This is a genomic window from Gordonia sp. 'Campus' (genome assembly GCF_022206305.1).
GTDB lineage: Bacteria > Actinomycetota > Actinomycetes > Mycobacteriales > Mycobacteriaceae > Gordonia.
Genome location: NZ_JAKOIW010000004.1, coordinates 53,744 through 72,509, shown reverse-complemented (window position 1 = coordinate 72,509; position 18,766 = coordinate 53,744). Strand labels below are relative to the sequence as shown.

Genomic DNA, 18,766 nt, shown 5'->3' with positions numbered 1-18,766 from the left:
TCGCTGCATCACAAGCGTTCCCGACTCCATCGCCACCAGAAAGACAACGAGGAGACCGATCGTATGACCGCGACCGTCGACACCTTCAACGATCTGGCCACCGAGCCCTTGCGCTCGCGCCGCAATCACTGGAACAACCAGGTCCGCCGCCACGCCTTCATGACCCCGGACAAGCCCGCGCTGAAGTTCCTGGGCTCTGTGACCACCTGGAAAGAACTCGACGAACGCAGCCGCGCCTTCGCGGCGGCGTTGAGCCGACGCGGCGTGCAGTTCGGCGACCGTGTCCTCCTCGTCTTGCTCAACCGCTCGGAATACGTCGAAGCCGTGTTGGGCGCCAACCTGATCGGCGCGATCCCGGTACCGGTGAACATCCGGATGAGTCCGGCCGAGGTCGCCTTCCTGGTGAACGACAGCGGTGCGAAGGTCATCGTGACCGAGACCATGCTCGCCCCGCTGGCCGATGCCGCCGCGGCCGCCACCGGCGACGCCATCGAGCACACCATCGTGGTGGGTGGCTCTGACAAGGACGCGCACCTCGACTACGAGGCACTGGTCGCCGAGGATTCGTCGGATCTCGACGAGATCGACGTCCCCGAGGAGACCGTCGCGCTGATCATGTACACCTCGGGCACCACCGGAAAGCCCAAGGGCGCCATGCTCACCCACACGAACATGCAGGCTCAGGCCGTCACCTGCCTGCAGGCTCTGCAGACCCGATCCGACGACATCGGCTCGTGTGTCGCACCGATGTTCCACATCGCGGGTCTCGGCGCGATGGCGCCACTGTTCTACATGGGTGCGCTCTCGGTGATCCATCCGCTCGGCGCGTTTGATCCCGACGACATGCTGGACACCATCGAGAAGGAAGGCACCACCTCGATCTTCCTGGTGCCCGCCCAGTGGCAGGCCGTCTGCGCAGCGCAGCAGGCCAAACCGCGCGACCTCAAGCTCCGGGTGATCAGCTGGGGTGCGGCGCCGGCGTCGGACACAGTGCTGAACGCGATGAACGAGACCTTCCCGAACGCGCTGAACGTCGCGGTGTTCGGTCAGAGCGAGATGTCGCCGATCACCTGTGTGCTCGAGGGCAAAGACGCGCTGCGCAAGATCGGCTCGATCGGCAAGGTGGTGCCGGCGGTGACCGCGCGGATCGTCGACCCCGAGATGAACGACGTGGCACAGGGCGAGGTCGGCGAGATCGTCTACCGCGGCCCCAACATGATGAAGGGTTACTGGCAGAACGAGCAGGGGACCGCGGATGCGTTCGCGGGCGGCTGGTTCCATTCCGGCGACCTCGTCCGCGCAGACGACGAGGGTTTCCTCTACGTCGTCGACCGCGCCAAGGACATGATCATCTCCGGCGGCGAGAACATCTACTGCGCGGAGGTGGAGAACGCACTGTTCGGGCATCCGAGCATCACCGAGGCGGCGATCATCGGTCGCGCGCACGAGAAATGGGGCGAGGTGCCCGTCGCGGTCGTCGTTCTCGCCGAAGGTGTCGAGGACCTGACCCTGGCCGACCTCGAGCCGTACCTCAACGAGAACCTCGCGCGCTTCAAGCACCCGAAGGACCTCGTCATCGTCGACGAACTGCCGCGTAATGCCGGCGGCAAGGTCGTCAAGCCGACGCTGCGCCAGAGCTACGGCAGCAAGGATGCCGGCCTGGCCAACTGAGGCCGAGCTCCCCACCGCCCCCTGCGGGTGCCCTCCGGGCATTCGCAGGGGGCGGATTACGTTGTGTTCCCACGACACTCAGGCGTGGAGCCGGCGATGACACCCGCGCGGCAAGGTCACCGGCCGTCGGCCGGCGTGGTTCTGGGCCGCAGATGCGGGAAGAGCAGGGGAGAGAGGAACTGGTGGGCGAAAGCGCGGGCGGAGTCGCCGTCCCGCAGCGGTATGACCCCGCGCGGGTTGGTGATGAACGACATCTCCAGGCGCACAAAGATCTCGGCCACCACCTCGGCGTCGAAATCACCTAGCTCGCCACGGTCCTGCCAGTACTTGATGTAGTGAGCGACCATCGCGCGACCGCGGGACAGGAAGGTGTCGTCCGACATGAAGTCGACCATCTCACCGGCCGCCGACGAGTGGCGCAGACTGCGGGTCAGGAGATGGGGGCGCGATGCCTCCTCGACGAATGCCGCGAACATCTCGGCGAGCCCGCTCACCGGACCGGACGATCGCTCCATGGCGTCGAGCAGGATGGTGGAGACCCGAAGCCCCTCGGCCATGAGCGCGTAGCGCACGATGGCGGCCTTGGTTCCGAACCTGCGATAGACGGTTGCCACGCCGACTCCCGCACCCTCGGCGATCTGCACCATCGTGGTCTCCTCGAAGCCCAGGTCGGCGAAGCACTGGCGAGCGGCTTCGATGATCTGGCGCGACTTCGGATCCAGTTGGTCGAGCTCGACCGAGGAGGCGGCGAGCGGCTGCGAATAGTCGATCACAAGCGCTCGCATCCTGGGTTGTCGTGGCGGAGAACGATGTCGGTCACGCTAACACGAGTCCCGCCGGCGGACTTGCCGACGAGCGACGGACGCCTCTCGGATCGCGCGGATCTCCGCACCGAGGAGAATCTCTGACCAGCACGTGGCAGTAAGGGTTTTGATAGACTGAGCTCACTCATCTATCGAATCGGGGATCTGATGACTTCAGTGGCGACAACACGTCCGGCTGCAGCGGGTGCGCGCGCGGCGGATGCGGGGCCGGTGGGCGTCGGGGGCGGAACTGTGCGATCCGAGGTGATCGAAGAGTTCCGTCGACACACCGGCAGCCAGCTGGGCGGCCTGTTCGGTGGCGCAGCCTTCGATCAGGTCGCCCTGCCCGCGGTCGCGGCGGCGGTCGACCGCACGGGCCGGTTCGCGGAGAACTTCAGCGACCGGGGTGTACGCAGCGGGTTGTCGGCGATGCTCGCGATGTGGGGCGATCCGGCTGATCGTGCGGCCGAGGCCGAGTGGCTCAAGGAGCGACACAAGGACGTTCGTGGTCGAGGCGCCGGCGCTTACAGTGACATCAGGTACAGCGCGTTACAGCCCGAGAACTGGAAGTGGATCGCTGTCAGCGGAATGATGCTGTCGTTGAACACATTCCGCCCCTGCACCGGCATCAGGATGACTTCGGACGAGCGGGAAGCCGCATATCAACTCGTCCGCGAGGCCTTCGCGGATCTCGAATTGTCCGGGGCTGCAGGGAAGCTGCCGGCCACGGTTGCCGAGGCCGACGCGTACTACGAGGACATGGTCGAGACCAGGCTCGCGTCCACCCCGTTCCTGGTCGAGCAATTCGACGGTCTCACAAAGCTTCCCATGCCGACACTGGGCGTCTCCCGGTCGGCGCGCCGAGTGCTGGAGCCTATCTGGCCTGCGGTGCGACCCGTGGTCGGGCATCTGATCGTCGTGTGTTCGTCGAAGGTGATGCACCCGAGAGTGCAAGAGATGACCGGGTTCCGATTGCGTCGCCGACACGACGTCGAGTTCGCGCTTGTCTGCGCGATGCTGCAGACGTCCTGGCGGTTGCTGCCCGATCGCGTGTTGTTGCTGCCGCTGGCACGCAACCGCCTCGAATACGAGAAGCTGGTGCGACTGCACCGGAAGTACGCGCTCGACACGTTCGCTGTCCCCGACGGGCGCTCCGGCTGTCCGATGTGACGCTTCGTGCGTTCTGGTTCGCCATCGTGATAGCCCGAAACGGAAGGGGCTATCGCTGGGCGCCCGGGCATCGGCATCCCCGCCTCGGTATCGACAGGGATACTAGAACACGTTCCATTTTGCGGCCCGACGAACTAGTCTTCCAGTTACCGTCCGGACGTGGCGTCCGGGCCAGCTGCTCGTCGTGGAGGTTGGAATCGTGAAGACAAAAGGTGCGCTGCTGCGGGAGCACAACAAGCCGTGGGCGATCGAGGAGATCGAGCTGGGCGATCCCAAGGCGCACGAGATCAAGATCAAGATGGAAGCGGCGGGCATGTGCCACTCCGATCATCACTTGATGACCGGTGGCATCCCGATGGCAGGCTTCCCGATCCTGGGGGGCCACGAGGGTGCGGGCGTCGTCGCCGAAATCGGCGAGGGAGTCACCGACTTCGAGGTCGGCGACCACGTCGTGCTGTCGTTCATCCCGTCGTGCGGCAAGTGTCCGTCGTGTCAGTCGGGCATGGCCAACCTGTGCGACTTCGGTGCGATGCTGCTGCAGGGCGAGGCCGTCTCGGACAACACCTTCCGCATCCACACCGCGGACGGCGAGAACGTCTACCCGATGACGCTGCTCGGCACGTTCTCGCCCTACATGGTGGTGCACGAGGCGTCGGCGGTGAAGATCGACAAGGACATCCCGTTCGAGGTCGCCGCCCTGTGCGGCTGTGGCATCCCCACCGGGTACGGCTCGTCGACCCGGAGCGGTGACGTCCGCCCGGGCGAAGACGTCGCGATCGTCGGCGTCGGTGGTGTCGGTACCGCTGCGCTGCAGGGCGCAGTGATCTCCGGTGCGCGCAACGTGTTCGCCGTCGACCCGGTGGAGTGGAAGCGTGAGCAGGCGCTGAAGTTCGGTGCCACGGCAGCGTTCGCGTCGGTCGAAGAGGCCGCCATGGCGATCGCCGAGACCACGCACGGGGGTATGTGCCAGAAGGTGATCGTCACCGTCGGTGAGGTCCACGGCAAGGATGTCGACCTGTGGATGGGGATCACCGCCAAGGGCGGCACCTGCGTCCTGACCGGTATGGGCAACATGCTCGAGAGCGATGTGACCCTCAACCTCGCGATGCTGACCCTGCTCCAGAAGAACCTGCAGGGCTCGATCTTCGGCGGCGCAAACCCGAAGCTCGACATCCCGCAGCTGCTGTCGATGTACAAGATCGGCAAGCTCAACATCGCCGACATGATCACCCGCCAGTACCGCCTCGACCAGATCAACGAGGGCTACCAGGACATGTTGGACGGCAAGAACATTCGCGGTGTCATCCGCTACACCGAAGAGGACTGGTGAGCACGCGGGTATCGTGACCCGATGTGTCTGTCCTTGATTCTCTGACGGAATGGCCCGTCGACCACGCGTCGGCGGCGATCATCACTCGTGACGGGGTCGCCGAACAATTCGGCGACCCCGCTCGCGTCTACGAGCTCGCCTCGGTCACCAAGCCGCTCGCCGCCTACGCGGTTCTCGTGGCGGTGGAGGAAGGCGCCGTCGAGCTCGACGACCCCGCCGGTCCGCCCGGGTCGACCCTCGCCCATCTGTTGTCGCACGCCTCCGGCCTCGCATACGACACCCATGAGGTGCAGGCGCCGGCAGGGGAGCAGCGGATCTACTCCAGTTCCGGCTTCGAGGTCGCCGCAGACGCGGTCGCCGAGGCCACCGGCATAGCGTTCGACCGATACCTCTCGGAAGCCGTGTGCGCGCCGCTGGGCATGTCGTCGACGACGCTGCAGGGCTCGGCCGGGCACGCGGCCCGGTCGACCGTCGCGGATCTGAGCGCATTCGCCGGGGAGCTCATGAACCCCCGGCTGCTGGCGCCCGAGACGTTCTCTGCCGCGACGTCGGTGCAGTTCCCCGGTCTCGACGGCTTCGTACCGGGCTACGGCAAGCATCGGCCGAATGACTGGGGGCTCGGGTTCGAGATCCGGTCGGAGAAGTCCCCGCACTGGACCGGAACGCGGAACTCGCCCCGAACATTCGGCCACTTCGGTCAGGCCGGGACGTTCCTCTGGGTGGATCCGGCTCTCGATGCCGCCTGCGTCGTGCTGACGGATCGCCCGTTCGGCCCGTGGGCGAAGCCGCTGTGGAGTGAATTCAATGATCGTGTCGTCAGTGAACTCTCGTCACAAGAATGAATATTCATCGCATCAGAAACTGGCGCAACACGTACACCATGAGGCACAATTGACCTCACGAGTGTGATATCCGCTGTCGCGAGGTGTGTTGGGGAAGACGTTCCTCGTCGACAACGGAGGTGAACAAGGTGCGCAATCTGAACCAGTTTGCGGACATGACAACAGGAGTGGTGTACATCCACTCGGCGCCGGTGGCGCTGTGCCCGCATGTGGAGTGGGCTCTGTCGTCGACCCTGAATGCGCGCGCCAACCTGAAATGGTCGGCACAGGATGCCGAGCCGGGCATGCAGCGTGCCACCGTCGACTGGGCAGGGCCGGTCGGCACTGCGGCACGTCTGGTGACGGCTCTTCGCGAGTGGTCGGCCCTCCGCTTCGAGGTGACCGAGAATCCGAGCGAGGGAGTCGATGGCGAGCGGTTCTGCTACGTCCCCGGTCTCGGACTGTGGCGCGGTTCCACGAGCGCCAACGGCGATGTCATCATCGGCGAGAACCAGCTGCGCTCGATGATCGAGTCGCAACCCGACAGTGCCGGTCTCGCAGGCGAACTCGAGGGTGCCCTCGGCACCGCATGGGACAACGCCCTCGAGCAGTACCGCATGGGCGGCGCCGGTGCCGAGGTCACCTGGTTGCAACAGCGCGTGGGATAGCCCTTCGAGACGCCCTTCGCAAGCTCCGGGCTCCTCAGGGGGCTGCGGGGGATGGCTCCGCAAGCTCCGGGCTCCTCAGGGGGCGGCGGTGACGTGCCTCGGTGAGCTGCGGGCACTGCAGGGCGAGAAGCATGTAGATGACGAGTGCCCCGGTCCTGGGAGGACCGGGGCACTCGTCGCGATGCTGGTGTCAGAGCGGAATGTTCTTGTGGCGTCCGCGGCGCGCGGGTGCGGCCGCGAGCGCCTCGGCGATGATGCTCCGGGTGTGCGCGGGATCGATGATCTCGTCGACGACGCCGATGGACTGCGCGCGTCCGACACCGCCGGCGATGGCCTCGTGCTCTGCGGCGAGACGATCGTGCAGGGCCTCGCGCTCGTCGTCGGGCGCCGCGGCGAGCGCCTTCTTGTGCAGGATGCCGACCGCGGCCTTGGCTCCCATGACAGCGACCTCGGAACCGGGCCAGGCAAACACCGCGGTGGCTCCGAGGGCGCGCGAGTTCATCGCGATGTAGGCACCGCCGTAGATCTTGCGGGTCACCAGCGTGACGCGGGGGACCGAGCACTCGGCGAAGGCGTGGAGGAGTTTGGCACCGCGGCGGACGACGCCGTTCCATTCCTGTCCCACGCCCGGTAGATAACCCGGAACGTCGGTGATGACGATCAGCGGGATGCCGAACGCATCACACAGACGGACGAACCGCGACGCCTTCTCCGCGCTCTCGGAGTTCAGGCAACCGCCCATGCGCAGCGGGTTGTTGGCGATGACGCCGACGCTACGGCCGGAGAGCCGTCCGAAGCCGACCACGATGTTGGGAGCCCACTTCGCCTGCAGCTCTTCGAAACTCGAGATCTCGGTCTCGCCGTCCGCGGCGGTGTCGGAGTCGAGCAACCGGGCGACGACGGGGTGGACGTCGTAGGCGCGACGGTTCGACTCCGGCAGAAGGGATTTCAGGTCGGTGTCGCCGGCGCGCGCGTGCTCGATGTCGAAGTGTCCCTGCTGGGTGAACGTCGACACCAGACGCCGTGCCCGCCATAGCGCGTCGGGTTCGGAGTCGGCGACGATGTGACAGACGCCGGACTTCTTGCCGTGGGTGGCCGGGCCGCCCAGGGACTCCATGTCGACTTCCTCGCCGGTGACGCTCTTGACGACGTCGGGACCGGTGACGAACACGCGACCGGCGGGAGCCATGATCACGACATCGGTCAAGGCCGGACCGTATGCGGCCCCGCCGGCCGCGAAGCCGACGACCACCGAGATCTGCGGGATGTACCCGGAGGCCCGGACCATGGCCTCGAAGACCTGACCGACCGCGTGCAACGCCTCGACACCCTCGGCGAGGCGAGCGCCCCCCGAATGCCAGATGCCGATGACCGGCGCCTGCTCGGTGATGGCGGTGTCGATGGCGTTGACGATGTGGGCACACCCCACGACACCCATGGCCCCGCCCATGACGGTTCCGTCGGTGCAGTACGAGACCGTCCGAACTCCGTGGACGAGACCGATGGCGGCCTGGACTCCGGACTTGTCGCGCGGATGGAGCAGCGACATCGTCCCCTCGTCGAAGAAGTTGGTGAGCCGCAACAGCGGGTCGCGGGGATCGGCAGCTTCTTCGCGGCCGGGAACGGGAGCCAAGGTCGTCATCGATGTCTCCTGGGTGTCGGGGTGCGGCTGGTGGTCAGTAGCGACCGAAGGCGAGAGCCACGTTGTGCCCGCCGAAACCGAACGAGTTGTTGATCGCGTAATCGATCTGTCCATAGCGGGGTTCGCCGTGGACGACGTCGATGTCGCACTCGGGGTCCAGGTTCTCGAGATTCAGGGTCGGCGGGATGACGCCTTCCTCGATGCTCTTGATCGTCAGGACGGATTCGAGTGCTCCGACGGCGCCGATCGAGTGACCGAGGGCGGACTTCGGTGCATACACCGCTGCGTGCTGGCCGATGGCGGACAGGATGCCCGCCGCCTCCGCGGTGTCGCCGATGGGAGTCGACGTCGCGTGCGCGTTGATGTGGGTGATGTCGGACTTCTGCAGACCGGCGGTCTGCAGGGCCCGGGTCATCGCCCGCGCGTTGCCCTGGCCGCTGGGATCCGGAGCGACGAGGTGGAACCCGTCGGAGGTGATACCGGAACCGAGGAGGCGTGCGTGGATGTGCGCGCCGCGTGCTCGTGCATGCTCTTCGCGCTCGAGGATCAGCATCGCCGAGCCCTCGCCGAAGACGAAGCCGTCGCGATCCTTGTCGAACGGACGCGACGCCGCGGCCGGATCGTCGTTGCGCGTGCTCATGGCCCGCATCATCGAGAATGCCGCGATCGGCACCGCGTCGATGTGTCCCTCGACGCCACCGGTGAGCACCATGTCCGCGTCACCCATGACGATGTGACGCCACGCGTGGGCGATGGCCTCGGCACCCGAGGAACAGGCCGAGACGGGGGTGATGACGCCGGCGCGTGCGCCGACGTTGAGTCCCGCGACGGCCGCGGGGCCGTTCGGCATCGCCATCGAGACGGCGAGCGGGGACACCTTGCGGTAGTTGCCGGTGCCCTCCATGGCCTGGACGGCGTCGACCATCGCGTCGGCGCCACCCTGACCGGTACCGATCACGACCGCCAGGCGGTCCTTGTCGATGTCGGGTTCGCCGGCCTGTGCCCAGAGGCGCTTGCTCATCACGTGGGCGATGCGTTCGACGTAGGCCATCCGTCGGGACTCGACGCGCGTGACCTCCTCGGCAGGATCCTGGAGCAGCCGACCGCCGATGCGCACCGGCAGGTTGTACTTGGTGATGAAGTCGTCGGTCAGCTCTCGGATGCCCGATTCGCCGGCCAGCAGGTTCTTCCAGGTCGAGTCGAGATCCCCACCCAACGAGGTGGTGGCCACCATGGAGGTGACCACCACACTCGGGAAGTTCCCACCCAGCGTGTTGTACTCGCGGAGGGAAGAGGGGGTCATCAGGCCTCGTCTGCCTCGACCTGCGCCTTGATGGCTGCGGCGGCCTCGGGGTTCTCGTTCTCGAGCTTCTGGATGTAGGCGACGGCGTCACCGACGGTGCGCAGGCCGGCGAGATCCTCGTCCGGGATCTTCACGCCGTACTTGTCTTCGGTCTGGACCGCGATCTCGACCATGGACAGCGAGTCGATGTCGAGGTCATCGACGAACGACTTCTCGAGGGTCACCTCGGACGGCTCGATGCCGGTGACTTCCTCGATGATCTCGGCGATGCCGGCAATGAGTTGTTCCTGGGTGGCAGCCACTGTGGCGTTCCCTTTCCTTGGCTTGGTTGACTTGATGGTTTCCGGAGCGCAGGACGGACCGAATGGTCCGCGCGCTTGGACACGCCGACGTCAGGCCGGCGTTCCGGGGGCCGCGGACCAGCCGCGACCGCTATCCAAGTTCGGTGATCTTCGCGATGTCGCCGGGCTCCTTGAGCGCCAGCGCGGGAGTGCCCTTGAGCTCGCGCTTCGCGATGCCCACGAGGGTGCCGGCCGGGGGGAGTTCCACCACGGCGGAGGCGGAATGGTCGCGCAGGTAGGCCGAGCAGAGGTCCCACCGGACCGGCTTGGTGACCTGGCCGACCAGTTTGGTCAGCGCGTCGGCGCCGTCGGACACCGGCTGTCCGTCGGAGTTCGACAGGAGAGTGCGGGCCGGGTCGGACGGGGTGATCTGCGCGGCGGCCGCGGCGACGGCCTCCTGGGCCGGCGCCATGTAGTGGGTGTGGAATGCGCCGGCGACCGCGAGCTTGCGGATGCGGGCCTTCTCCGGCGGCGAGGCGATGAGCTCGTCGATCTGTGCGACCGCGCCGGCGGCGACGATCTGGCCGGCCGCGTTGCGGTTGGCGGCGACGAGGTCGAGTTCGGCGAGTCGGGCGAGGACGGCGGCCTCGTCGCCACCGAGGACGGCGGCCATCGTCGTCGGTTCGATGGCACAGGCCTTGGCCATCTCCGAACCGCGGATCGCGGCCAGCGTGACGGCCTCGTCGGCAGAGATGACCCCGGTGATCGCGGCAGCGGCCAGCTCGCCGACCGAGTGTCCGGCGACGACGGCGTCGTACGGGAGTTCGGCGTGCTTGCGGACCTCGTCGTAGGCCAGCAGCGCGGCGACCACGACCAGCGGCTGGGTCACCGCGGTGTCGGTGATCTCCTCCGCGGTCGCAGTGGTGCCGAGGCGTTCCAGGTCCAACTGGGTCAGCTTGGACCAGGTGGCGATCTGGTCACGCGCGCCCGGCAGTTCGAGCCATGGCACGAGCATGCCGGGTGTCTGGGAGCCCTGTCCGGGAGCAAGCATCGAAAGCACGTGACCAGAGAACACCCTTTACCTCCCGTATGTGGGTGTGGAGAAGCATGAACCTTGTTGCCGGCTTTTGTGGGGTTCCCACAAACTTGATCGTCAGGTCACCTGAGTCGTCACCAGTCCGAGATTTGTTACCGAACCGTGTTCCCAAGGTCTCTATCTGCGGAAACGGTAAATCGGACATGTAACGGGTGTGATCTATGGTGCAGATGATCGCGATTTGTGCCGGAAGTGTGTCAGACGACCCACCGTCGACGCGACTCTCAGAACGTAGGCGTCACGCGGATTCGTGGGGTCGCGTCCTGTGATTTCAGAAATTTTCTTCAGTCTGTACCGGACCGTATTTGGATGTATGTACAGAATCCGTGCACATGATTCGACCGAGCCGCCGGAGTCCAGGTACGCCTCGAGCGTCGTGGTGAGTGTCGAGCCGCCGTCGGCGAGCGGATCCACGAGCGAGTCGACGAGCGCGGACATCGCCGACTCGTCACCGTTGAGCGCACGCTCGGGGAGCAACTCGAGACTGTGGACGGGCCGCGGCGCGCTCGGCCAGCCCACCACCGCCTCGATTCCGGCCATCGCCTCGGTGGCACTCGTATGCGCGCTGCCGAGGTTGGGCATCGTCGGACCGATGACGACCGGACCCTCGGCGAAGTGGGAGAGCAGAGCGGCGACGAACTTCTCCGTCGGCCGGATCGGCCCGCTGACGATGGCCACCAGTACCGCGCCCTGCACAACCGAGAGGGCCGACCGGTCGAACTGTTTGGCAGTCGTGTGGATGGCGATGGGCACCGAGACGTTCTGCTCGGGAGGAGGAGTGCCCACGATGACGGTGGCCGGCGCGTCGGAATCCCAGTTGAGTGCGGCGGCCCGGGACAGCAGCTGAGGGCCGGTGTCGCCGCGCACCACCGCGTCCACCACCAGCGCCTCGAGTCGGGAATCCCACGCGCCGCGGGATTCCGCGGCGGAGGCGTAGATCGCGGCTGCGGCGAAGCCGATCTCGCGTCCGTACCGGAGGACCGACTCGGTGAGGGCACGAAGCTGCGCGTCGTTGCGGGCGAGCAGTGGCAACCACTTCTCGAAGAACTCCATGGCGACGCGGACCATCTCGACCGTCTGCAACAGGGTGATCCGTCGGGCGAGATCCTGCGGCACCACCTGGAAGGCCTGAACCGTGAACTTCACGTTGCCCTCAGGATCCTGGATCCACTCGACGAAGTTCACCACCGCGGTCTGCACGACCAGTTGGACACTCGCCCGCTGGGCGGCGTCGAGGTCGGAGAAGTACGGCAGTTGGTCCTGCATCGAGTGGACCGCCTCGGTCGCGAGACGTCCGCTGTACTGCTTGACACGCCGGAGCAGGGTGTCGGGCAGTGCGTCGTGAACGGTGGCGGGGGCCGGTACGTGGGCACCCCGCTCACCGAACACGTCAGCCGGTGGTGGCTTCTTGTTCACGCGGGGGTCGGACACGCCCTCAATCTAGACCCCGACCGTGTCATCCGAGGTCGCGGCACTCGATCGAGGGCGGTCCGCGCGTGGATCAGGCGACGCCCGGATCGCTGGTCTGCTCGGGCGCTGCCGCCACGTCGGCGATCTGGTACTTCTCGGCCGCTTCCTTGGCCACCGACATGTCGATGTTGCCGTCGCGGGCGAGGGCCACGAGGACGCCGACGACGATCGACTCGGCGTCGACGTTGAAGAACCGTCGAGCGGCCGGACGGGTGTCGGAGAAACCGAAACCATCGGTGCCGAGCGTGAGGTAGGTGCCGGGCAGGTAGGCGCGGATCTGCTCCTGCACGCCTCTCATGTAGTCGCTGACCCCGACGAACGGGCCGGCGGCGTCGGCGAGCAGCTCGGTCAGGTACGCGGGTGCGGGCTCGGCGCCCGGGTCGCGCAGGGCCTCGCGGTCGGCCCGGATGCCGTCGCGGGCGAGCTCACTCCACGAGGTCACCGAGTACACATCGGCCCCGACGTTCCACTCGTCGGCCAGGAGTTCGGCCGCTCGGAGCGCGTCGGGCATCGTCACACCGGACACCAGGATGTTGGCCGGGTGCTCCTTGCCTTCGGGTGCCTTCTGGAATCGGTAGGCGCCCTTCACGATTCCCGTGGGGTCGAGACCTTCGGGTTTCGCCGGCTGGCTGATCGGCTCGTTGTAGACCGTCAGGTAGTAGAAGACGTTCTCCGGGTTCTCGCCGTACATGCGGGTGAGGCCGTTGTCGACGATGTGGCCCAACTCGTAGGCGAAGGCCGGGTCGTAGGCGACGACGGCGGGGTTGGTCGCGGCGAGCAGCGGCGAATGACCGTCGGCGTGCTGGAGGCCCTCGCCGGTGAGTGTCGTGCGGCCCGCCGTGGCGCCGATGATGAAGCCGCGCGCCATCTGGTCGGCGGCGGCCCAGAAGCTGTCACCGGTGCGCTGGAACCCGAACATCGAATAGAAGATGTACAGCGGGATCATCGGCTCGTCGTGCGTCGCGTACGACGTCCCGACGGCGGCGAAGCTGGCCGCCGAGCCGGCCTCGTTGATGCCCTCGTGTAGGATCTGACCCTCGGTGCTCTCCTTGTAGGCGAGCATCAGTTCGGCGTCGACCGATGTGTAGAGCTGGCCGTTGCGGTTGTAGATCTTGAGGGTCGGGAACCACGAGTCCATGCCGAAGGTTCGCGCCTCGTCGGGGATGATCGGCACGATGCGCTTGCCGATCTCCTTGTCGCGCAACAGATCCTTGAACACGCGAACAAGCGCCATGGTGGTGGCGACCTGCTGCTTGCCCGAGCCCTTGGCGGTGGCCTTCAGCGCCGAACTCACGTCGGCCTTGAGCACCTTCGCCTTGGTCCGGCGACTCGGCAGGAAGCCACCGAGGGTCTTGCGACGATCCAGCATGTACTGGATCTCGGGCGAATCCTTGCCGGGGTTGTAGTACGGCGGCAGGTACGGATCCTTCTCCAACTGCTCGTCGGAGATCGGGATGCGCGTCGAATCGCGGAACGCCTTGAGGTCGTCGAGTGTCAGCTTCTTCATCTGGTGGGTCGCGTTGCGGCCCTCGAAGTGCTTGCCGAGCGTGTAGCCCTTGATCGTGTGCGCGAGGATGACCGTCGGCTGGCCCTTGTGGGTCATGGCCGAGGCGTACGCGGCGTGGATCTTGCGGTAGTCGTGTCCGCCGCGCTTGAGGTTCCAGATGTCGGCGTCGGACAGGTCCTTGACGAGTTCCTTCGTCCGCGGATCGCGGTTGAAGAACTGCTCGCGGACGAACGCGCCGTCGTTGGCCTTGTAGGTCTGGAAGTCGCCGTCGGGCGTCGTGTTCATCAGGTTGACCAGCGCGCCGTCGCGATCGGCATGGAGCAGGGCGTCCCACTCGCGGCCCCAGATGACCTTGATGACATTCCATCCGGCGCCGCGGAAGTACGACTCGAGTTCCTGGATGATCTTGCCGTTGCCGCGGACCGGCCCGTCGAGACGCTGGAGGTTGCAGTTGATGACGAAGGTCAGGTTGTCGAGGCCCTCGGTGGCGGCGAAGCTGGCGAATCCGCGCGATTCCGGCTCGTCCATCTCGCCGTCGCCGAGGAACGCCCAGACGTGCTGGTCGGAGGTGTCCTTGATGCCGCGGTCGTGGAGGTAGTGGTTGAACCGCGCCTGGTAGATCGCGTTCATCGGGCCGATGCCCATGGAGACGGTCGGGAATTCCCAGAAGTCGGGCATCAGCCGCGGGTGCGGGTAGGACGGCAGTCCGCCCCCCTCGCCGGCGTGGCTGTGCTCCTGACGGAAGCCGTCCATGCGGGCCTCGTCGATCCGGCCCTCGAGGTAGGCGCGCGCGTAGATGCCGGGGGACGCGTGACCCTGGATGAAGATGTGGTCGCCGCCGCCGGAATGGTCCTTGCCGCGGAAGAAGTGGTTGAAACCGACTTCGTACAGCGACGCCGACGACGCGTAGGTGGAGATGTGGCCGCCCACGCCGACGCCGGGCCGCTGTGCGCGGTGGACCATGATCGCGGCGTTCCAGCGGATCATCTGACGGAAGCGTCGTTCGACGTCCTCGTCACCGGGGAACCACGGTTCCGCCTCGGTGGGGATCGTGTTGACGTAGTCGGTGGACGTCAGCGCGGGGATGGACACGCGCTTCTCGCCGGCCCGTTCCAGCAACCGCAGCATCAGGTACCGGGCGCGCCCGGGTCCGGCCGCGTCCAGCAGGGCGTCGAACGAGTCGAGCCACTCGGAGGTCTCGTCGGGGTCGATGTCGGGCAGATAGGACGCGACTCCCTCGCGGATGACACGGACTCGTTGTCCGGCGGCGCGTCCGTTCGAGCGAGCACCGGTGTCACCGGCGTGTGTGCTCGGTACGACGTCCGATGTCGCATGGTCCATCTGGTTGGTCACGGTGATGCCTACTCCCTCTGACAGGCCGGACTGGGGGTGGTGGTCCGGCCGCATGGCGTGACACCGCCGCTCCGATGTTGTGCGGTGTCACCCCTCATCGTGCCCCATGTGACGTGGCTTGGCACCGACCGGATCTGTGTAGGCTGTCGCTCTCGCTTCGGTGCGGTAGCGTCCACCGAACCGTTACTGATCAGTAAGGAGAGGCGATGCCGGGCAGCGGGGGGACCGTGCCGGACCGAGCTGCACGCGGTCGGCGCCGGATCGTGGCGGCCCTGCTCGTCGCCGCCGGGGCGACGGTGTCCGGGGCGTGCGCCTCCACGGTGGGCGGCGCGGGATCGCCCGTGCCGGGTGAGGTGGCGGCCTACCGTTCCGAACTGTCGGCGTCGGCGGCCGCGGAGGTCCGGGCCGAAGGGGTCGAACTCTGCCGGGAGTCGTTGGCGTCGATGGTGGTGATGGTCCGCGGGTTCAACACGTTCGTCACCCGGCTGAACACGACCCACTCGTATCCGGCCGTCGGAGACCTCGACGAGAAGGCCCGCGCGAGTCTGATCGCCGGATCGGACCAGATCCGTCCGAAGATCACCGGTTCGGCACCCGCCGAGGTATCGGCGCCGGCGCGGACATTCCTCGACTCGACGGCACGCCTCGAGAACGCGATCCGTCGTGAACTGAACACGGGACTCAACCCGGTGTCCGGGCAGTGGTCCCGAGACAAGGCGCGTCTGCTCGATGTCTGTCGTGCGTACACCCCGCTCCCGGCGGCGTCGTCGGCCACGCCGCGTAGCCCCGTCGTCCCGACCCCGACGGGCCCGTCTCGTCCGGGCGGTTGACGCCACCGGCGTCTGGGTAAGAAATTCGCGGCGACGTTCCCCGGCCCCACCGTTCAGAACGGTGACCCGGGGGCGAAACGCCGAAACCGGTGACGGCGTTCGGCTTGCAATGTGAGGCTTTAGGCTGTTGCCTATGCTGACAGGCGAGTCGGTGTACGGGAACGTATCCGGTGCCGACCGGGACACACAGAACGCAGAGGCGTGCAACGCCGACGCACACAACGAATCATCACCTTCAGGAGGTCACGCGCGGTGGTAGCCGCCACAGACGGTAGCAACGCCCAGAAACTGGGATTGACCGCGGGCTTGGTCGTGCAGGAAGTCGGTTGGGACGAGGACACCGACGACGAGCTCCGTGCCGACATCGAGGACGCGATCGACGGCGAGATGGTCGACGAGGACGCCGACGATGTCGTCGACGTCGTGGTCCTCTGGTGGCGTGAGGGCGACGGTGACCTCGTCGACGCCCTGATGGACGCCATCGGCCCCCTGGCCGAGGACGGTTACGTCTGGGTGTTCTCGCCCAAGACGGGTAAGTCCGGATATGTGGACCCGAGTGAGATCGCCGAGGCGGCGCCCACCGCGGGTCTGACGCAGACCTCGGCGATCAGCCTCGGAGACTGGTCGGCCGCTCGACTGGTTCAACCGAAAGCCCGCTCGGGCAAGAAAGCATGAGCGCAGATCTGCCCTCTGCGCCTCTGTCCGTCGGCGATCGCGCTCCCGACTTCGCGCTGCGCGATCAGAACAACCAGCTGGTGTCCCTGTCGACGCTGCGCGACGGCCGCAACGTGCTCGTCGTGTTCTTCCCGCTCGCCTTCACCGGTACATGTCAGGGCGAGTTGGGTTACATCCGCGATCAGCAGCCTCGCTTCGACAACGACGACGTGACGACCGTGGCGGTGTCGGTCGGTCCGTCTCCGACACACAAGGTGTGGTCCGCAGCGCAGGGATTCCTGTTCCCGCTGCTGTCGGACTTCTGGCCGCACGGGGAGACTGCGCGTGCCTACGGTGTGTTCAACGACGAGCGCGGCTACGCCAACCGCGGCACGTTCCTGGTCGATCGTGACGGCAAGATCGTGTTCTCGGACATGGTCGGCCCGGGCGAGGTGCGCGACAACGCGGTCTGGGACAAGGCGCTCGACATCGTCGGCTGAGGTCCGCTGTCGCCCGGGCCGATGTCGGCCGGGGGCGAAAACCCGTTGCCCTTGGGGAGATTCGACGGTGTGATGTGAGGGCCCGTGACCCGGGCGCTCACGAAAGGAACTCCCATGCCGACCATGGCGTCGCCCAAGGTGCTGAACTACGCATCGCACGTGGACGACAACACTCTTGCTCAGGCGGCCCAGACCGCCCGGATGCCGTTCGTGCACCCGCACATCGCCCTCATGCCCGACGCACACTTCGGGATGGGTTCCGCGGTGGGCACGGTCATTCCGACGACCGGTGCGGTGATCCCGGCCGCCGTCGGCGTCGACATCGGCTGCGGCATGATCGCTGTCCAGCTGCGCCTGCGCGCCGACGACATCTCCGGGATGGACCTCGGGCGGTTGCGGACACGGATCGAGGATGCGATCCCGCTGTCGCCCGGCAACTACAACCGCGGCCTGGACCGGTTCGCCTTCACCCGGGCGCGGATCGACTCACTCGCCGAACTCGCGTCGAACAACGGTGTGGATCTCGCACATTCACCGAAGTGGCGTGAGCAACTCGGGTCGCTCGGTGGCGGAAACCACTTCATCGAGCTGTGCCTCGACGAGCGGGACATGGTGTGGCTGTTCCTCCACTCGGGTTCGCGGGGTGTCGGAAACAAGATCGCGCAGAAGCACATCAAGGTCGCCCAGAAGCTGTGCAGGCAGTGGTGGATCGACCTGCCAAATGCAGATCTCGCCTACCTCCCGCAGGGCACCCCGGAACTCACGGCCTACCTGCGGGACCTGTCCTGGGCCCAGCGGTTCGCCTTCGAGAACCGGGCCGAGATGATGGACCGGTTCGTCTCGGTCTTCGCCGACTGGTTCGGTGCGCGCGACGGCGACGCGGGGTCGCTCGAGGTCGACCGGATCAACTGCCACCACAACTACACGGTCAACGAGACGCATGCGGGCAAGGACGTGTGGCTCACCCGGAAGGGTGCGATCGATGCCCATGAGGGCGTTCGCGGGGTGATTCCCGGCTCGATGGGGACGCGGTCATATGTGGTGCGCGGCAAGGGCAACGAGTCGGGTCTCTGCTCGGCGCCGCACGGTGCGGGTCGTCGCTTCTCCCGGTCCGAGGCGCGCAAGCGGTTCACCGCCGACGATCTCGCGGACCGGATGGCGGGAATCGAGTACCGGCACGGTGAGCAGTGGGTGGACGAGATCCCCGACGCCTACAAGGACATCGACCAGGTGATGGCCGATGCCGTGGACCTCGTCGACATCGAGCACACATTGCGGCAGATCCTCAACGTGAAGGGGACGTGACACCGATCGTCTCCACGAGAAGTCGAACCCCGAAGGTGTTGCACACCTTCGGGGTTCGTTGCTCTCGGCGGGGAATCAGTTCCCGGACAGCTTGTCCTTGATGTTCGACGCGGCGTCCTTGACGCTCTCGACGCCGTCCTTGACGGCAGCGGACAGCTGATCGCCCTTGCCCTCGCTCTTCAGCTGGTCGTCACCGGTCACGTCGCCGGCGGTCTCCTTCGCCTTGCCCGAGAGGTCCTCGGCCTTGTTGCTCACCTTGTCGCTGAATCCCATCTTCTTCTCCTTCATCTCATCGGTACGACAACGGCCTCGGGGTGAGGTCGTCTGTCATGTCTTCGGTGATCGGTCATCTGTCGTCGTGC

17 protein-coding genes are annotated in these 18,766 nt (G+C 66.5%); 9 read left to right on the top strand and 8 right to left on the bottom strand.

Going from position 1 to position 18,766, the window contains the following annotated elements; all coding sequences use genetic code 11:
- Positions 1-63: 63 nt before the first annotated feature.
- The gene (gene fadD5, locus MAY35_RS05735; RefSeq protein WP_238419895.1) at positions 64-1,671 is read left to right on the top strand and encodes a fatty-acid--CoA ligase FadD5; all 1,608 of its coding nucleotides are present in this window, start codon (positions 64-66) and stop codon (positions 1,669-1,671) included.
- Between the two features lie 116 nt (positions 1,672-1,787).
- Here the strand turns inward: fadD5 and MAY35_RS05730 are convergent, their stop codons facing one another.
- The gene (locus MAY35_RS05730; protein WP_238419894.1) at positions 1,788-2,456 is read right to left on the bottom strand and encodes a TetR/AcrR family transcriptional regulator; all 669 of its coding nucleotides are present in this window, start codon (positions 2,454-2,456) and stop codon (positions 1,788-1,790) included.
- A 186-nt stretch (positions 2,457-2,642) separates the two neighbouring features.
- On the opposite strand from MAY35_RS05730, the gene MAY35_RS05725 reads away from it, so the two are divergent.
- The 4 genes from MAY35_RS05725 to MAY35_RS05710 all read left to right on the top strand — a co-directional run bounded on the left by MAY35_RS05725 (position 2,643) and on the right by MAY35_RS05710 (position 6,463).
- Complete coding sequence (locus MAY35_RS05725; protein ID WP_238419893.1) at positions 2,643-3,644, top strand: oxygenase MpaB family protein; 1,002 nt, start codon at positions 2,643-2,645, stop codon at positions 3,642-3,644.
- Between the two features lie 199 nt (positions 3,645-3,843).
- A complete protein-coding gene (locus MAY35_RS05720; RefSeq protein WP_238419892.1) occupies positions 3,844-4,974 on the top strand; it encodes an NDMA-dependent alcohol dehydrogenase in 1,131 nt (376 codons plus the stop codon).
- 23 nt (positions 4,975-4,997) lie between these two features.
- Positions 4,998-5,816, top strand: a complete 819-nt coding sequence (locus tag MAY35_RS05715) for a serine hydrolase (protein ID WP_238419891.1) — start codon at positions 4,998-5,000, stop codon at positions 5,814-5,816.
- A gap of 128 nt (positions 5,817-5,944) precedes the next feature.
- Positions 5,945-6,463: a DUF3145 domain-containing protein gene (locus MAY35_RS05710; RefSeq protein WP_010841193.1), complete on the top strand. Its 519-nt coding sequence runs from the start codon at positions 5,945-5,947 to the stop codon at positions 6,461-6,463.
- Between the two features lie 190 nt (positions 6,464-6,653).
- Here the strand turns inward: MAY35_RS05710 and MAY35_RS05705 are convergent, their stop codons facing one another.
- From MAY35_RS05705 to aceE, 6 genes are all read right to left on the bottom strand, one after another.
- Complete coding sequence (locus MAY35_RS05705) at positions 6,654-8,105, bottom strand: acyl-CoA carboxylase subunit beta (RefSeq protein ID WP_238419890.1); 1,452 nt, start codon at positions 8,103-8,105, stop codon at positions 6,654-6,656.
- A 34-nt stretch (positions 8,106-8,139) separates the two neighbouring features.
- Positions 8,140-9,408 (bottom strand): KasA/KasB family beta-ketoacyl-ACP synthase, encoded by a 1,269-nt coding sequence (locus MAY35_RS05700; RefSeq protein ID WP_238419889.1) that lies wholly within the window; start codon positions 9,406-9,408, stop codon positions 8,140-8,142.
- On the bottom strand, positions 9,408-9,710 hold the full coding sequence (gene acpM, locus MAY35_RS05695) for a meromycolate extension acyl carrier protein AcpM (protein WP_004022984.1): 303 nt from the start codon (positions 9,708-9,710) through the stop codon (positions 9,408-9,410). The genes MAY35_RS05700 and acpM overlap by 1 nt, the downstream gene beginning before the upstream one ends.
- 130 nt (positions 9,711-9,840) lie before the next feature.
- Positions 9,841-10,749, bottom strand: coding sequence for an ACP S-malonyltransferase (locus MAY35_RS05690; RefSeq protein WP_238419887.1), 909 nt, complete (start codon positions 10,747-10,749; stop codon positions 9,841-9,843).
- A 195-nt stretch (positions 10,750-10,944) separates the two neighbouring features.
- Positions 10,945-12,216, bottom strand: a complete 1,272-nt coding sequence (locus MAY35_RS05685) for a CdaR family transcriptional regulator (protein WP_238419886.1) — start codon at positions 12,214-12,216, stop codon at positions 10,945-10,947.
- Between the two features lie 70 nt (positions 12,217-12,286).
- Positions 12,287-15,169 carry a pyruvate dehydrogenase (acetyl-transferring), homodimeric type gene (aceE, locus tag MAY35_RS05680; protein ID WP_238419885.1) on the bottom strand — a complete coding sequence of 961 codons (2,883 nt, stop codon included), beginning with the start codon at positions 15,167-15,169 and terminating at the stop codon, positions 12,287-12,289.
- 152 nt (positions 15,170-15,321) lie between these two features.
- Between aceE and MAY35_RS05675 the strand changes: the two genes are divergently transcribed.
- The 4 genes from MAY35_RS05675 to MAY35_RS05660 all read left to right on the top strand — a co-directional run bounded on the left by MAY35_RS05675 (position 15,322) and on the right by MAY35_RS05660 (position 18,404).
- Positions 15,322-15,945, top strand: a complete 624-nt coding sequence (locus MAY35_RS05675; protein ID WP_238419884.1) for a hypothetical protein — start codon at positions 15,322-15,324, stop codon at positions 15,943-15,945.
- Between the two features lie 252 nt (positions 15,946-16,197).
- Positions 16,198-16,620 carry a DUF3052 domain-containing protein gene (locus MAY35_RS05670; RefSeq protein ID WP_238419883.1) on the top strand — a complete coding sequence of 141 codons (423 nt, stop codon included), beginning with the start codon at positions 16,198-16,200 and terminating at the stop codon, positions 16,618-16,620.
- Positions 16,617-17,099: a peroxiredoxin gene (locus MAY35_RS05665; protein ID WP_238419882.1), complete on the top strand. Its 483-nt coding sequence runs from the start codon at positions 16,617-16,619 to the stop codon at positions 17,097-17,099. The genes MAY35_RS05670 and MAY35_RS05665 overlap by 4 nt, the downstream gene beginning before the upstream one ends.
- A 114-nt stretch (positions 17,100-17,213) precedes the next feature.
- The gene (locus tag MAY35_RS05660; RefSeq protein ID WP_238419881.1) at positions 17,214-18,404 is read left to right on the top strand and encodes an RtcB family protein; all 1,191 of its coding nucleotides are present in this window, start codon (positions 17,214-17,216) and stop codon (positions 18,402-18,404) included.
- Positions 18,405-18,479: 75 nt separating this feature from the next.
- On the opposite strand, the gene MAY35_RS05655 is transcribed toward MAY35_RS05660, so the two are convergent.
- Complete coding sequence (locus tag MAY35_RS05655) at positions 18,480-18,677, bottom strand: CsbD family protein (RefSeq protein WP_010841182.1); 198 nt, start codon at positions 18,675-18,677, stop codon at positions 18,480-18,482.
- Positions 18,678-18,766: the final 89 nt, after the last annotated feature.